This window comes from Kribbella sp. CA-247076 (genome assembly GCF_050942445.1).
In the GTDB taxonomy this organism is placed as follows: domain Bacteria; phylum Actinomycetota; class Actinomycetes; order Propionibacteriales; family Kribbellaceae; genus Kribbella.
Genome location: NZ_CP192051.1, coordinates 148,548 through 163,209, shown reverse-complemented (window position 1 = coordinate 163,209; position 14,662 = coordinate 148,548). Strand labels below are relative to the sequence as shown.

Annotated in this window: 15 protein-coding genes; 7 read left to right on the top strand and 8 right to left on the bottom strand. The window is 69.4% G+C overall.

From position 1 onward, the window contains the following. Positions 1–2: 2 nt before the first annotated feature. From ACQPYZ_RS00780 to ACQPYZ_RS00770, 3 genes are all read right to left on the bottom strand, one after another. A complete protein-coding gene (locus ACQPYZ_RS00780) occupies positions 3–3,410 on the bottom strand; it encodes a phosphodiester glycosidase family protein (RefSeq protein ID WP_433164195.1) in 3,408 nt (1,135 codons plus the stop codon). 146 nt (positions 3,411–3,556) lie between these two features. Next, positions 3,557–3,880, bottom strand: a complete 324-nt coding sequence (locus tag ACQPYZ_RS00775) for a rhodanese-like domain-containing protein (RefSeq protein WP_433164193.1) — start codon at positions 3,878–3,880, stop codon at positions 3,557–3,559. Between the two features lie 38 nt (positions 3,881–3,918). Then, positions 3,919–4,776, bottom strand: a complete 858-nt coding sequence (locus ACQPYZ_RS00770; RefSeq protein WP_433164192.1) for a DNA-formamidopyrimidine glycosylase family protein — start codon at positions 4,774–4,776, stop codon at positions 3,919–3,921. 155 nt (positions 4,777–4,931) lie between these two features. On the opposite strand from ACQPYZ_RS00770, the gene ACQPYZ_RS00765 reads away from it, so the two are divergent. Next, entirely contained in the window at positions 4,932–5,078 is a 147-nt protein-coding gene (locus ACQPYZ_RS00765) for a hypothetical protein (protein WP_337010944.1), read from the top strand. A gap of 66 nt (positions 5,079–5,144) precedes the next feature. Here ACQPYZ_RS00765 and ACQPYZ_RS00760 read toward each other — a convergent pair whose 3' ends face one another. Continuing rightward, complete coding sequence (locus ACQPYZ_RS00760) at positions 5,145–5,966, bottom strand: class I SAM-dependent methyltransferase (RefSeq protein WP_433164190.1); 822 nt, start codon at positions 5,964–5,966, stop codon at positions 5,145–5,147. Positions 5,967–6,090: 124 nt separating this feature from the next. Here ACQPYZ_RS00760 and ACQPYZ_RS00755 point away from each other — a divergent pair, with 124 nt between their 5' ends. After that, positions 6,091–7,266, top strand: coding sequence for a DUF418 domain-containing protein (locus ACQPYZ_RS00755; RefSeq protein WP_433164189.1), 1,176 nt, complete (start codon positions 6,091–6,093; stop codon positions 7,264–7,266). A gap of 22 nt (positions 7,267–7,288) precedes the next feature. Here ACQPYZ_RS00755 and ACQPYZ_RS00750 read toward each other — a convergent pair whose 3' ends face one another. After that, entirely contained in the window at positions 7,289–7,555 is a 267-nt protein-coding gene (locus ACQPYZ_RS00750; RefSeq protein WP_433164187.1) for a hypothetical protein, read from the bottom strand. A gap of 83 nt (positions 7,556–7,638) precedes the next feature. Between ACQPYZ_RS00750 and ACQPYZ_RS00745 the strand changes: the two genes are divergently transcribed. From ACQPYZ_RS00745 to ACQPYZ_RS00725, 5 genes are all read left to right on the top strand, one after another. Then, the gene (locus ACQPYZ_RS00745) at positions 7,639–8,592 is read left to right on the top strand and encodes a GlxA family transcriptional regulator (protein WP_433164185.1); all 954 of its coding nucleotides are present in this window, start codon (positions 7,639–7,641) and stop codon (positions 8,590–8,592) included. A 146-nt stretch (positions 8,593–8,738) separates the two neighbouring features. Further along, positions 8,739–9,827 carry an acyltransferase family protein gene (locus tag ACQPYZ_RS00740; protein WP_433164184.1) on the top strand — a complete coding sequence of 363 codons (1,089 nt, stop codon included), beginning with the start codon at positions 8,739–8,741 and terminating at the stop codon, positions 9,825–9,827. Between the two features lie 57 nt (positions 9,828–9,884). Further along, complete coding sequence (locus ACQPYZ_RS00735) at positions 9,885–10,580, top strand: helix-turn-helix transcriptional regulator (RefSeq protein WP_433164183.1); 696 nt, start codon at positions 9,885–9,887, stop codon at positions 10,578–10,580. A 151-nt stretch (positions 10,581–10,731) separates the two neighbouring features. Further along, positions 10,732–11,721: an ATP-binding cassette domain-containing protein gene (locus ACQPYZ_RS00730; RefSeq protein WP_433164182.1), complete on the top strand. Its 990-nt coding sequence runs from the start codon at positions 10,732–10,734 to the stop codon at positions 11,719–11,721. Continuing rightward, entirely contained in the window at positions 11,721–12,497 is a 777-nt protein-coding gene (locus ACQPYZ_RS00725; protein WP_433164180.1) for an ABC transporter permease, read from the top strand. Before ACQPYZ_RS00730 ends, ACQPYZ_RS00725 begins: the two co-directional genes overlap by 1 nt. Here the strand turns inward: ACQPYZ_RS00725 and ACQPYZ_RS00720 are convergent. From ACQPYZ_RS00720 to ACQPYZ_RS00710, 3 genes are read right to left on the bottom strand one after another with little or no spacing between them, the layout of a single operon-like run. Next, positions 12,482–13,561: an adenosine deaminase gene (locus tag ACQPYZ_RS00720; protein WP_433164179.1), complete on the bottom strand. Its 1,080-nt coding sequence runs from the start codon at positions 13,559–13,561 to the stop codon at positions 12,482–12,484. The genes ACQPYZ_RS00725 and ACQPYZ_RS00720 overlap by 16 nt on opposite strands. A gap of 28 nt (positions 13,562–13,589) precedes the next feature. Further along, a complete protein-coding gene (locus tag ACQPYZ_RS00715) occupies positions 13,590–14,069 on the bottom strand; it encodes a PaaI family thioesterase (RefSeq protein ID WP_433164177.1) in 480 nt (159 codons plus the stop codon). Beyond that, entirely contained in the window at positions 14,056–14,481 is a 426-nt protein-coding gene (locus tag ACQPYZ_RS00710) for a hypothetical protein (RefSeq protein ID WP_433164176.1), read from the bottom strand. Before ACQPYZ_RS00710 ends, ACQPYZ_RS00715 begins: the two co-directional genes overlap by 14 nt. Between the last annotated feature and the right edge of the window lie 181 nt (positions 14,482–14,662).

Sequence of the window (14,662 nt, the reverse complement as noted above, 5' to 3'; positions counted from 1 at the left end):
ACCTACCAACCGACCGTGATCGTGCTGCTCTTGGAGACGCCGTTGACGGTGACGCCGAGCTGGGCCGTGCCTGGCCGGAGCCCGGTGACCTGACCGGTCGCCGGGTCGTACGACGCCACCGCCCAGAACGGAGCCGTCCGCGCCGGACCGATGTGCAGCTGTCGCGAACCCCACCAGTCGGCCGACACCGGGAAGGCGACCGGCACGCGCCGGCTCTCCTGGACGAGGGTCGCGGCGGCCGGACCGGTCTGACCGCGGCGCAGCGAGGCCGGAGCCGTGAGCTCGAGCGAGTCCACGTGCGCCCGGAACTCCAGCTTGAGCCAGGACCGCTCGGGCGACGACCAGTGCCGCTCGCCGGCCGCCGCCGTCCGGGCGTGCGGGTCGACGCCGACCAGCGCCCAGCCGGTGAAGCCGCCGTCGTCCGGCGCGGACGACGGGCCCTTGCCGGAGTTGCCGGTCAGCGGCAGCAGAACGCCGTCGGTCCGCGAGGCCGCGAACGTGCCGGCGTGGGCCGCCATGTACGCCGCACCCTTGCCGGTCGACGCCCGGAAGCCGGCCAGCCAGTCGACAATCATCCGGGCCTCCTTGCGGTCACCGAGCTGCGAGTTCGCCGTCGGCGACGGGTCGTCGATCGGGTGGTGGGCCATCACCACGACGTTGCGGATCGACCGGTCGGTCGCGGCGTCGTCGAGCTGGGCCCGCAGGTCGAGGATCTGCGCGAACCCGCCGGCCCGCAGCGACCCCAGTGACGAGTCCCGCAGCACGAACCGCGTGCCCTTGTGGTCGAACGTGCTGGACGGCGGCCCGAACACCTTGGTCCACTCCGACAGGTCGCCCGGACCGTAGCTCTCGTGGTTGCCCGGCACGTAGTGCACCGGCACCTTGCCGGCCACCTCCTCGTCGATGATCCGCTTCGCGAGCGCGATGTCGTCGGCGAACCCGCGATCGACGAAGTCGCCGTTGATCACCAGGAAGTCCGGGTGCTGCGCGAGCGCCTCCCGGATCGTCCGCCGGGCCTGCTTGACGAAGTCCGAGTCCGGGTCGTCCGCGGTGAACTGCGCGTCCGACAGCACCGCGAACCGCCACCGGCCGTCCGTCGTCACCGTCCCGTCGGTCACCACCATCGGGTCGGCCACCTTCGCCGGCGGCGTGATGTCGACCGGCGGCGCCCCGCGCAGGGTCAGGTCGTCGACGATGATCCGGCCCGAGTACTGCCGGGTCGGTACGGTCTCGACCACGTAGATCCGCCAGAACCGAAGCGGCATCGCCAACCCCGGCGGGATGTCGGCCTCGACGTACTTCCATCCGGTCCAGTCCACCGACGCCGCGATGTTCAGCGTCTGCGGCGACCCGCCGGCCGACGTGTAGGCGTTCGCCCGCAACCACGCGCCCTTGCCGTCGCCGTACACCCAGGCACCCAGCTTCTGCGGCTGGCCCGGCAGCTCCAGCTGCGGCGTCACCGAGAGGTACGCCGCCCGCGTCGCCGTCGACCCGGTCAGCGAGTAGTCGAGCGCGATCGCCTGCCCGCCGTCATGCCCCTCGGCGGCGGACCGCGACGCCGTCGCCGCGCCGGCCGGTACGGCGTTCGCCTGCCAGCGGGTCAGGTCGTCGACCTCGTCGACGATCGTGCTGCTCAGGCCGGAGGTGACGCTCAGCTGGGTGGTCAGCGTGCCGACCTTCGCGGTGATCACCGTCGACACCGCCTCGTCGGTGAGCGCGTTCACGTCGAACCCGTTGCCGCGCGCAACCACCTTGACGAGGGCGGCGTCGTACGTGAGCTTGACGTCGCGCGGCTCGATCCAGGTGGAGAAGCCGTCGGCGTCGTACCCGAGGATCTCGAAGAAGCCCTTGGCCGTGGCGTCGGACAACGACACCTGCCGGGTCGACGGGGCGAGCCGGGTCGGTGCGCCGAGGACGGTCATCGGGAACCTCCCGTTCGCCCGGCCGCGGAGCGCGGTGACGACGGCGTCGCCGGCCTTCCGTCCGGTGACCACGCCCTTCTGGTCGACGCGGACGTTGCTGCCGCCGAACCAGAACGGCGTACCCGTCGCCGGCGCGTAGGTCTCGTCGTGGCCGGCCGCGGTCAGGACGCGACTGAGGCCGGTGAGCACGCGGGCGCTGCGGGAGACGTCGGTGTCCGGGTCCACGGCGGCGGTGCCCGCGGCCTCGACCTGGAAGCCGGTGAGCTTGCCCGAACCCTTGACCGGCAGCAGGCCGAGCCCGTTCGGGATCACCCGCTCGCCGCCGTCGGACGGGTCGTTGACCACCTGCGGCGCCGCCGTGCCGGGCTCGCGGGCGAGCATCGTGGACGAGCCGCCGCCGTCCAGGTTGAGCGCGTCGTCGGCACCGAGGCCGATCATCAACTGGCCCATCTCCTTGAGCGACAGGCCGCGGGACCCGGTCGCCCGACCGTCGACGGTGAGCAGCAGCATCCGGCTGCCGTCGGCGTCGAAACCGATCGCGGTCCGCGGCGCCAGGTCGGCGTCCGGGACGTCGGCCGGGACCTGACCGTCCTTCGCGAGCTGGTGGTTGCCGCTGATCCCGACCGCGACCTCGGCCGCGTCCGGGCGTACGCCGTACTGGACGTCGACCTTCTCGCCGACCTCGAAGGCGGCGAGCGCGGTCGCGCCGGCCTCCCGGCCGATCAGCGCCTGCTCGTTCGCGGCGAGCGGAGTGGTGCCCGGAGTGGCGGCCGAGGAGACGACCACGCCGTCGCGAAGGATCACTTCGCGGACGGTCGGCAGGCCGTCGACGGTCCTGGTGCGGGCCGCGTCGCCCCACTCCGGCGTGTAGAGGCCGATCCCGCCGGCGTTGACCGCCGGCGAGTTCAGGTTGGTCAGCTCCAGCTTGGTGGCGTCGTCGTCGGTCGCGCTGCCCTGAAGGAACAGCTCGGCGATCCGGCCGAGGCCGTTCGTGCCGATCACCGCGGTGTCGTTGTGGCCGGCAGCCGGAGCGTTGATCAGCCGGCCGTTCCGCTCGATGCCGACGCCCAGCGGTGCGGTGGTGTCGTTGATGTCGAAGAAGTCGCCGTTGACGCCCGCGATCGCGCCCTTCCGGGCCAGCTGCTGGCTGAGCGGCGTACCGCCGGAGACCTTGCCGGTGTTCACGTAGTCGACGGTCACGCCGCGCTTGTCCAGGTCGGCGGCCAAGATGTCGCCGCGGAGCCAGCCCTTGGGGTCGAGACGCTCGAAGGACGTGTAGTTCACGCCGGGCGCGACCGGGCTGTCGTCGCGGGTGGTGAGTACGCCGTCGCCGGCGATCGCGGCGTCCGGGATCGGCGCACCCTGAGCTTGGGCCTGGGTGTGACCGGTGGTCTGGCTCGGGCGCTGGGCCAGGGCCGGGCCGACGACGGCACCGGCGAGCAGGCCGCCCACGCCGATCGCTGTGGTGACGGGACGAACGAGCGACACGAGAGCCTCCCCAACGTGGACGGACGCGGCCATCCGACGCCGTGCGCTCTACCGCCACATGAGGCACAGGTGTACGCCGGTCAACCGACCGGTGACAAAGTAACGTCTCCAGCGGCTGACCGGAAGGTTTTCTCCCCTATCGAAACTCAGACCGTGCTGACCGGACGGCCGGAGATCTGCCATGCGTGCATGCCACCGTCGAGGTTGACCGCCTCGCGGCCCAGCTGGTTCAGGAACTGGGTCGCCATCCCGGACCGCCCGCCGACGGCGCAGACGCACAGCACCTTCTGGTCGACCGGCACCTCGCCGACCCGCTCCTGCAGCTCACCGAGCGGGATGTGCTTCGCGCCCTCGATGTGGCCGCGGTCCCACTCGTCCGGCTCCCGCACATCCAACACGAACGCCTCGGCGAGCAGGGCGTCGTCCAACTCGGCCACGACGACCGAAGGAATCTCCTGGTTCTGGAACATGCCCCGATCATGTCAAACGGCTGGTGACCGGGTGACGGCTACTTCAGCAGTTTGGACAGCCGGCGGTCGGCCAGGGGCTTGCCGCCGGTCTGGCAGGTCGCGCAGTACTGCAGTGAGGAGTCGTGGAAGCTGACCTCGCGGACGACGTCGCCGCACACCGGGCACTTCTCACCCTTGCGGCCGTGCACGCGCAGGCCGGACTTCTTCTCCGACTTCAGGTCCTGGACGGCGAGACCGGCGGAGCGGTCGACCGCGTCCTGGAGGGTCGCGCGCATCGCGTCGTACAGCAGTTTCAGCTCGTCCTCGGTGAGGTTGGACGCCGGTTTGAACGGGCTCATCTTCGCCACGTGCAGGATCTCGTCGGAGTACGCGTTGCCGATACCGGCGATGACCGACTGGTTCCGCAGGACGCCCTTCAGTTGCACGCGGCCCTCGCGTTTCAGGATGCCGCCGAAGTCCTCCAGCGACAGCGTGAACGGGTCCGGACCGAGGCGGGAGATGCCCGGCACCTCGGCCGGGTCGCGGACGACGTACACCGCGAGCTTCTTCTGCGTGCCGGCCTCGGTGAGGTCGAAACCGGAGCCGTCGTCCAGCACCGTGCGCACCGCGATCGGGCCCTTGCCCGGCCGCACCAGTGCAGTCGACTGCTCCTCCTTCCACCGCAGCCAGCCCGCGCGGGCCAGGTGGATGACCAGGTGCACGCCCTGGGCCTCGATGTCGAGGAACTTCCCGTGCCGCGTGACGTCGTCGATCAGCAGCCCGACCAGCGACGAGATCGGCGGATCGTACGTCTTCAGGGCGCTGATGGCGGTGATGTCGGCACGCACGAACGCCCGCCCGACGGCACGCTCCCGCAGGAACACCGCCAGCGACTCGACCTCCGGCAACTCAGGCACCGTCCCAGTGTGCCCTACGCCACCGACACTTTCCCGGCCCCGATCGGGCCGTTTCGGCGCGTCAGGGTGGGAACAGGGGATTGGTGGGGTCAACCCGCAGGTGTTTGTTGGCTCGGGACGGTAGCGTTCTAGGGCAAGAGAGTAGGGAGGCCCTGATGGGGTTTGTGAAGACGTTGGTCAAGGGTGCGGTCGTCGCCAAGTTGGCGCAGGTCGCGCAGCGCGAGCTCAGCAAGCCTGAGAACCAGCGCAAGCTCAAGGAAGCGTTCCAGAAGGTGCAGCAGCGCCGCGGCGGCGCCCACTAGGCACGACCTGGACTTCGGCCCGGCTGGACCTGCGCAGCCGGGCTTGAAGTACGCCGTCTGGGTGGTTCAGGCCGGTTTGTGGGCCTGCAGGGTGTAGGTCGCGGGCAGACGGTTCGGATTCGTCGTCAAGCGCCACTCGCCGGACTCGTCCTCGGTCATCAGACCGGGCAGGGCGTTCCACGGCGCGCTGTCGTGCTCGGCGAGCGAGTCGAACACCAGCCCGGCACCCTGGACCGCGGTGATGATCTCGGCCAGGCCGTGGTTCCACTCGTGCGTGAGGTTGTGCGAGAACTCCACCTCGGTCTCGACGTACGTCCCGCCCTCGTCCCACACGGTCGGCTCCGCGGTCTCGAAGTACGGGAACCTCAGCTCCGGGACCTCGGGTCCGGCGTCGAGCGCCCACAGCATCGGATGACCCTCGCGGATGAACAGCCGGCCGCCGGGTGCGAGCAGGCCCGCGACCGTGTCGGCCCAGCGGGTGATGCTCGGCAGCCACCCGATCGCGCCGATCCCGGTGAAGACCAGGTCGTACGACGACGCGCCGAGCACGTCGACCGCGTCGTACACGTCCGCGACGTGGAAGTCCGCGGTCAGCCCGAGCCGGTCGGCCAGGGACCGCGCGTGCTCGATCGCCGGGGCGGAGAAGTCGAGGCCGCTCATCCGGGCGCCGAGTCGCGCGAGCGACACGGTGTCGGTGCCGATGTGGCACTGCAGGTGCACCCCGCGCAGCCCGGAGATGTCGCCGAGCCGCGGCAGGTCGAACCGGACGACCTCGCTGAGGTACTGCGGATCCTCCTCGAACCGCGCCACGTGGTAGCCGGGTGACGCGACGTGCGCCGGCACCCGCTCGTCCCAGTTGGCCCGATTCACATCCCGGTAGTCGCTCACAGCCAGACCCTCGCACAACCGGACGAGTTCGCGCCCCCGGTTTAGCCGGGGTGGGGAAAAGTCCACCCTGAGCGGGAGGGCAGGCCGACTGTGCGCGGTGTGGGCCACTGGTGTGCTGGAGGTCATGAGCCAGGTACAGAGCCGGACCCGCATCCAGGACGTCGATGCGCTGCGTGGATTCGCCCTGCTGGGCATCGTGGTCGTGAACATCACCTTCGCCGCCTCCGGGTTCCCGATCCATCTGGCGGAGGATCCGGCGTACCAGTCGTGGCTCGACCAGGCGGTGCACTGGGTGTCGGCGACGTTCGTCGACATGAAGTTCTACCTGCTGTTCTCGTTCCTGTTCGGGTACAGCTTCCAGCTGCAGCTCGAGTCGGCGCAGCGGGCGGGCGCGGCGTTCAGGCCGCGGATGCTGCGGCGGCTGGGTGCGCTGTTCCTGATCGGTGCGCTGCACGGGATCTTCCTGATCACCGGGGACATCCTCAGCGTCTACGCGCTGATCGGGCTGGTCCTGCTGGCGATGCGCCGGGTGCGGGACCGTACGGCGCTCATCGTCGCCGGCGCGATCTACGCCTACCTCTTCGTCTCGCTCGGCTCGACCGCATTGTTCCTGGACACGTCGTCGTTCCTCGACCCGGCCGGTGCGGTGGTCGCGGCGCACGAGACGACCGCGAATCTCGGCGGCTCGTTCGGTGAGGTCATCGGCGAGCACGTCCAGGCGCTGCCGACGTACGGCCTGTCCCTGCTCACCGTCCAGGGTCCTACCACCCTGGCCGCCTTCCTGCTCGGTCTGGTCGCCGGCCGGCGGCGGCTGCTCGCCGACGTCACCGGCAAGGAAGCGGTCCTGCGGCTGATTCAGCTGGTGGGGTTCGTCGTCGGCATCACCGGCGGGATGATCTACGCGTCCGGCGGCGGCAACGGCGACACGGGCGCTGTGCTCGCCAGTGTGCTTACGGCTCCGTTCCTCACCGCGGCGTACGTCGCAACGCTGCTCCGAGTCATGCACTCGACCCAGGGCCAGGATCTACGTCGAGTGCTGGCGCCGGCCGGGCAGATGGCGTTGTCCAACTATCTGGGACAGTCGGTCGCGACCATGGTGATCTTCACCGGGGTCGGGTTCGGTCTCGTCGGGCAGGTGTCTCCACTGGAGACGATGGGCTTCGCGGTCGCGATCTTCGCCGTACAGGTCGTGCTCAGTCACCTCTGGATGAGCCGCTACGGCTACGGGCCGGTCGAAGGCGTACTGCGAGCGGTCACCAACGCGACCGCGCCGACCTGGCAGCGCAAGACCGCCGGGTGAGTTCCCGGCGGTCCGCGGCGGATCAGGCCGCGTGGCGGCCGTGGGTGAGAAGACGGGCCCGGCGGATGGTGTGCACGGTCCCGGCGGTCGCTGCGGGCTTGTGGTTGAAGGGCTCGGCCGCGCCACCGAGGGCGAGCAGGTCGAGCTTGGTCCGGGCCAGATCGCGGTCGTCGGCAGCCCAGGCGCCGTTCGGGCCGGCGGTGAGACCGGTCGAGTGACGCCTGTTGCTGAGCTCCAGAGCCGCGATCACGGCCAGCGCGAGTACTGCGAGAACAATGATTCCGGTCATGGCATAGATTTTGCTATCTACTAGATTCTGCCACCACTGGCACGATTGACATACTTCAACAAATTCCTGCCATACTGGCTTCCATGCTCCGGAAGATCGCTGTCGTCCTGATGGAGGACGTCGCCCTGTTCGAATTCGGGGTGCTGGCCGAGGTGTTCGGGATCGACCGGACCGACGACGGCGTGCCCGCCTTCGACTTCAAGGTGTGCTCGACCCGCCCGGGTGAACCGCTGCGGACCAGCAGCCACTCCGAGGTGATCGCGCCGTACGGGCTGGAGGAGCTCGAGGACGCCGACCTGATCGGCGTCCCGGCGACCACCTGGCGGGACGAGTACGACGAGCGCATCCTCGACGCACTGCGCCGGGCCGAGGCCCGCGGCGCGATCCTGCTGACGGTCTGCTCGGGTGCGTTCGTGCTCGGCAAGGCCGGGCTGCTCGACGGCCGCGCGTGTACGACGCACTGGCGCTACGTGAAGCTGTTCAACGAGCAGTTCCCGACCGCGCGGCTGGACGCCGACGTCCTGTTCGTCGACGACGGCAACATCATCACCAGCGCCGGCACCGCGGCAGGCATCGACGCCTGCCTGCACCTGGTCCGGCGCGAGCTCGGCAGCGCGGTCGCGACCCGGATCGCCCGCCGGATGGTGGTCCCGCCGCAACGCGACGGCGGCCAGCGGCAGTACGTCGACGTCCCGGTGCCGGAGTCGTCGGGTGAGAGCCTGCAGCCGGTGCTCGACTGGATGGTCGACAATCTGACGATCGAGCACACCGTGCCCGCGTTGGCCCGCAGGGCACAGATGTCGGAGCGGACGTTCGCACGGCGGTTCGTCGCGGAGACCGGGACGACACCGCTGAAATGGGTCACCACACAGCGCGTGCTGCGGGCGCGGACGCTGCTCGAGCAGACCCGGATGGGGATCGAGCAGATCGCCGCCGAGTCCGGCTTCGGCACGGCCGCGCTGCTGCGGCACCACTTCCGCCGGGTCGTCGGCGTGCCTCCCCAGGACTACCGCCGCACCTTCCAGACCGCCAGCTGAGCCACGCCCGGGCTGCGGTGCGTGGCCGGCGTGACGTGTTCCACAGGATTTGCGATTCACCCCGCCGGTCCGCCTAGGATCCTTCGACGTGTCACAGGGGGGTAACGGCCGAAGAGATCGGCGAGCCGAGAGAATGTGGAGCCACTGTGGCAACGCCTGTCCCGCTTCGGGCCGGTACCTCACGTCGTCTGAGCTGGGACGTTGTCCGGCTCCTCGCAGTGCTCGCGGTGGTGTTCTGCCATGCGACGTACCAGGGTCCGGTGCTGCACCCCGAGCTCGGTGCACCACTGGGGAGTCATCCGTTCCAGGTCGGCGCCGGCCTCCTGCTGGTGATCAGCGCGTACTTCGTCTGCGTGACCGTCCGGAAGGGCTCGTCCACCGCGCGGTGGCTGTGGCAGCGGGTCTGCCGGGTGCTCCCGCCGTACCTGGCGGCTGTGTTGATCACCTACACGGCTCTGGTCGCCTTCGGCCCCGGTAACTGGGATCTGCCCACCTCGCACGACCTGTGGGGCAACCTGACGCTGGCCAGCGCGTTCGACCCGACGGTGCGACTCATCGACGGGTCGTACTGGACGCTGCCCCTGCAACTGATGGCGTTCGCGGCAGCGGCTGTGCTCTGGCCGCGAGGCCTGGGCTCCGGTTGGCGGATCACCGTACTGCTGTGGGTCATGACCATCGCGCCCGTCGTACTGCAGTGGCACGACCAGATCCTGCACAGCCCGCTCTGGGTCCAGCAGGCGTGGAACGGTCTCGGGCTGCATCGCCTGCAGTTGTTCGCGATCGGCATCGCCATCTGGCTGTTCTCCCAGCGCAGGATCGGCGTACTGCATCTCAGCGCGCTGCTGGTTGCGACTGTGTTCGCCCAGCACGCGCACACGGCTGACCTGCCGTCGTCACTCGGCATCGGCGTCCTGCTCGTGTTCGTCGCACTGGCCGCCCGCGGGCCGGACTGGCGAGTGTTCGCGCCGATCGGCCGGCCGATCCGGTTCCTGGCCCGGATCTCCTTCGGGATCTACCTGCTCAACCAGGAACTCGGCTACCTGATCGCGTACCACCTGATGTCCCTCGGGGCCGGCCGGGTCGTCCAGATCGCCGGGGCGGTGACGGTGGTGACCGTGCTGGCGTGGCTGCTGACGAAGTACGTCGAGCAGCCGGTGTACCGCGCGTTGTCCACCCTGCCGGCCCGGCCGCTGAAGCGCCTCGGGTTCCGGACGCTCGCCTGGCTGAATACTTGACATCGGATACCCCTGAGCTAATACTCGATTTCGAGTAATCGAGATCGAGGGGGATCCATGGCGCGTCGGAAGGTCGGCAACCCGCTCGCGTTCGCCGTCCTCGGCAGCCTGAGCGAGCGGCCGATGCACCCCTACGAGATCTCGACGATGCTCAAGTCCCGTGGCAAGGACCAGAGCATCAAGCTGAACTACGGCTCGCTCTACTCCGTGGTCGCGGCCCTGGAGAAGAACGGGTTCGTCGAGGCACGGGAGACCATCCGCGAAGGCAACCGGCCCGAGCGCACGGTCTACCAGCTCACCGATGCCGGTCAGCAGGAGTTCGCGGACTGGCTGGCCGAGCTGATCGGTACGCCGACCCGCGAGTTCCACCCGTTGGAGGCCGGCCTCGCCTACCTCCCCGGTCTGGACCCCGACCGCGCGGTCGAGCTCCTGGAGCAGCGAGCGACAGCGGTCGAGGCGGAGATCGAGCAGTTCGACGCCGCGCACGAGCGGATGGCCTCGATCGAGTTCCCGCGACTCTTCTGGGTCGAGTCGGAGTTCCGGCTCGCGCTGCTCAAGGCCGAGGCGGCGTACGTGCGGCAACTCGCCGAGGAGATCCGGAGCGACACGCTCGACGGCTCGGCGTTCTGGCGGCTGGCGTGGAAGCACTACCTGGAGGACGGCGTCAGCCCGGCCGATCAGCTGAAGGACCCGGTCAAGTACTTCGGCACCGAGTTCTCCTGGATGCAGGCGGTGCCACCGGGAGCGACCTAGAAAAGCAGGACGGCCCTCGACCCACGGTGCGGCAACACCAGGGTCAAGGGCCGCAGTTCCTCGAGTCGGTCCGAAGACCTGGCACCCAAGGCGCAACCATCAGGATAGCCAGCGGTGGACCGGCTCCCGTCACCACAAGGGAGTCACCAGCATGACTACGCATGCCCTCGAAGCGGCCGACCTGGTCAAGACGTACCCGGCCGGTCGCAAGAAGCCACCTCTCCGCGCGCTCGACGGTCTCACCTTCAGCGTCCCGGAGGGCGTCGTTCTCGGGCTGCTCGGCCCGAACGGCGCCGGCAAGTCCACCACCGTCAAGATCCTCACCACCCTGTCCCGCGCCGACTCCGGCACGGCCCGCGTGGCCGGGTACGACGTCAACCGCTCCCAGGACCAGGTACGCCGGGCGATCGGCTACGTCCCGCAGAAGTCCAGCTCCGATCCGCAGGCGACCGGGGTCGAGAACCTCGTCCTCAGCGGCCGGATCTACGGTCTGTCCCGAGCCGACGCCGTACGGCGTGCCGCGGAACTGCTCGCGCGGTTCGGCCTGACCGACGCCGGCGGCCGCCAGGTCAAGACGTACTCCGGTGGCATGCAGCGCAAACTCGACGTCGCGCTCGGTCTGGTCCACCGGCCGCAGGTGTTGTTCCTCGACGAGCCGACGACCGGGCTCGATCCCGAGGCGCGGGCCGACCTCTGGAACGAGGTCGGCCGGCTGTCCGGCCAGGAGGGTCTGACCGTACTGCTGACCACGCACTACCTCGAGGAGGCGGACCGGCTGGCCGATCAGCTGGCGATCGTCGACCACGGCAAGGTCGTTGCCGAGGGCACTCCGGAGGGCCTGAAGGCCGAGTTGCGTGGCGACTCGGTGCACGTCGAGCTGGTCTCGCCGGACACCGACGGCCGGGTCCGCGGTTTGCTCGGTGGGCTACCGGGCATCGGCGAGATCGTTGTCGAGGGCAACACATTGCGGGCTCGCGTCGACCACGGTGCGACCGCGGTTCCCGCCGTACTGGGAACCCTGGAGGACAAGGCGATTCCGGTCACCGCGGTGACGGTGTCGCGGCCGTCGCTGGACGACGTGTACCTGCGCTACACCGGGCGGTCGTTCCGGGAGGCCTCGGTCGAAGGGGAGGCGGCGTGATGAGCACGATCACCGGACACACCCCGCTGATCACGGGTCGCTGGCTGCGGGCGCAGTACCGGCAACCGGCGTTGATCGCGTTCACGCTGATCCAGCCCGCGATCTGGCTGCTGCTGTTCGGGCAGCTGTTCAAAGGCGTGGTCGACCTCCCGGGCTTCTCCGACTCGTCGTACATCGCGTTCCTCACGCCGGGGATCGTGATGATGACCGCGCTGATGAACAGCGGCTGGAGCGGTACGACGTTCATCGCGGACATGGAGCGCGGCGTGATGGACCGGATGCTCGCGTCGCCGGTCAGCCGGGGCGGGCTGATGGCGGGTCAGCTGATCAGCAACGCCACCACCACGCTGATCCAGACCGTGCTCGTGTTCGCGATCGGCATCGCGGCGGGCGCCCGGTGGGACGGCGGCCCGGCCGGATACGCGGTCACGATCGGCGCGTCGATGCTGATCGGCACGGCCTTCGGCTCCCTGTCGAACGCGGTCGCGCTGCTGACCCGTCAGCAGGAGGCACTGATCGGGATCTCGCAGTTCGTCTCGCTGCCGCTGACGTTCATGTCCTCGATCATGATCGATCCGGACGTCGCTCCTCGCTGGGTCAACGTCGCGGCCCGGTTCAACCCGGTCGACTGGGCCGCCGTCGCCGCCCGCCAGGCGCTGTCCGCCGACCCGGACTGGTCGTCGGTCGCCCGGCACTCGGCCTACCTGCTGGCGTTCACCCTGGTGGTCGCCTGGCTCTCCACCCGAGCGTTCCGCACGTATCAGCGCTCGGTCTGAAGGGCGTCGCGGTACCAGGGCTTGATGACGTCGTCGATGATGGCCAGGCGTTCGTCGAACGGGAGGAAGGCCGACTTCATCGCGTTGATCGCGAACCAGCGGAAGTCGGCCAGGGTGTAGTCGAACGCCTCGGCCAGCAGGGTCAGCTCGCGGCTCATCGACGTACCGCTCATCAGGCGGTTGTCGGTGTTGACCGTGACCCGGAAGCGGAGCTTGGCCAGCAGGCCGATCGGGTGCTCGGCGATCGAGGTCGCCGCCCCGGTCTGCAGGTTGGAGCTCGGGCACATCTCCAGCGGGATCCGCTGGTCCCGGACGTACGCCGCGAGCCGGCCGAGCTCGGCCTTGTCACCGGTCTCGTCGTACGTGATGTCGTCGATGATCCGGACGCCGTGGCCGAGCCGGTCGGCCCCGCACCACTGGATCGCCTGCCAGATCGACGGCAGCCCGAAGGCCTCGCCGGCGTGGATGGTGAAGTGCGCGTTCTCCCGCTGTAGGTACTCGAACGCGTCCAGGTGCCGGGTGGGCGGGTAGCCGGCCTCCGCGCCGGCGATGTCGAACCCGACCACGCCGGCGTCGCGGTACGCCACGGCCAGCTCGGCGATCTCCATCGAGCGCGCCTTGTGCCGCATCGCGGTCAGCAGTTGGCGGGCGACGATCGGGCGCTCCGCGTGCGCCATCCCGTGCTCGAAGCCCTCCCGGACCGCGTCGACGACCTGCTCGAGGCTGAGCCCCTTCGTCAGGTGCTGCTCGGGGGCGTACCGAACTTCGGCGTACACGACTCCGTCCGCGGCCAGATCCTGTACACACTCGCTCGCCACCCGGGTGATCGCCTCGGCGGTCTGCATCACCGCGACCGTGTGGTCGAACGTCTCCAGGTACCGCTCCAGCGACCCCGAGTCGGCCGACTCGACGAACCACGCGCCGAGCTCGCCCGCGTCCGACCGGGGCAGCGTGTGCCCGATCTCCCGCGCCAGCTCGACGACCGTCGCCGGCCGGAGCCCACCGTCCAGATGATCGTGCAGAAGGACCTTCGGCGCTTCGTGAACCTGTTCCGGGCTGATCATCCCGCCATCTTCGCAGGCCCGCCACGGCTTATGGAGCTGTCGCCGCCGTGCGGAGCGGGACGACGACGGCGAACGCGGTAGCGGTGGCCACAGTGTTGTCCTGGTCGTCCAACAGAGTCGCCTCGAGCTGCGCCCGGTCGCCCTGGCGTTCCACGACCCGCCCCACGGCCCGGAGCCGGCCGGGACGAACGGGACGCAGGAAGCGCACGGTCAGTTCCTGGGTGGACTGGAACTCGTCGGGTGCCAAAGTTGCGAGGAGCGCTGGGCCGACCGTGTCGAACAGCATCGCGGCCAGGAAGGCTCCCAGGACGTTCCCGTTCGGATTGGTGAGGTTCTCCCCGGCGGTGAAGGCGAGCGTGATCACCGCGTCGTCCGGGTCGAAGTCGACGAACTCGAAGCCCAGGGTCCGCGCGGCCGGCGGAACCGGCGCCCAGCCGTTCACACCGTCCCAGAACGGCCCGGTCCGCGGCTGCGGACGGTCGGCGCCCGGGTTGTCACTCCGGGACATCGCTACCTTCGGTCTGCTTCGTCATCGTGGACTCGTAGCCGCCTCCGGGCCAGCTCCAGGCTCCGGTGTTGACTGTGAAGTCGTCGTTGAAGGTACCGACGAACTTCGCCGGAGAGTCGGTTCCTCCGTGGTAGATGGTCAGGACCCGGCCTTCGAGAACATATGTGTACTCGAGCAGCTCTCCGCCGCTGCCGAAGAAGCGCGATCGCAACGTCCCGGTCTCGGCGTCGTACCCGATGAGTTCGAGGCCGCGGGTCGGTTGGGTGCCGGCGACGATCCGGATGTGTTGCAGCATCCATCCGTCGAAGTCAGGCCACGCGTACTGGACCGTCCCTGAGGTGCCGGGTCCCTCGACCTTCCAGGTCCCCAGCAGCGGCTCGAGGCTGCGCAGGTGTTCGGTGTTCGCGCTCATGACTCTCTTTCCTGTCGCTCGGGTGAACAGTGGCGGGACGATGCTGCAGGTCTTCGAGCATGGGTCCGCTGAGAACCGACAGGCCATGGTCGAGCCGCTCACGAACATGTTCGGACGTCTCACGTCCGCGCTCGGGGCATCTGAGGTCGCGATCCGCGCAAATAGGACAAATGCCTGATGC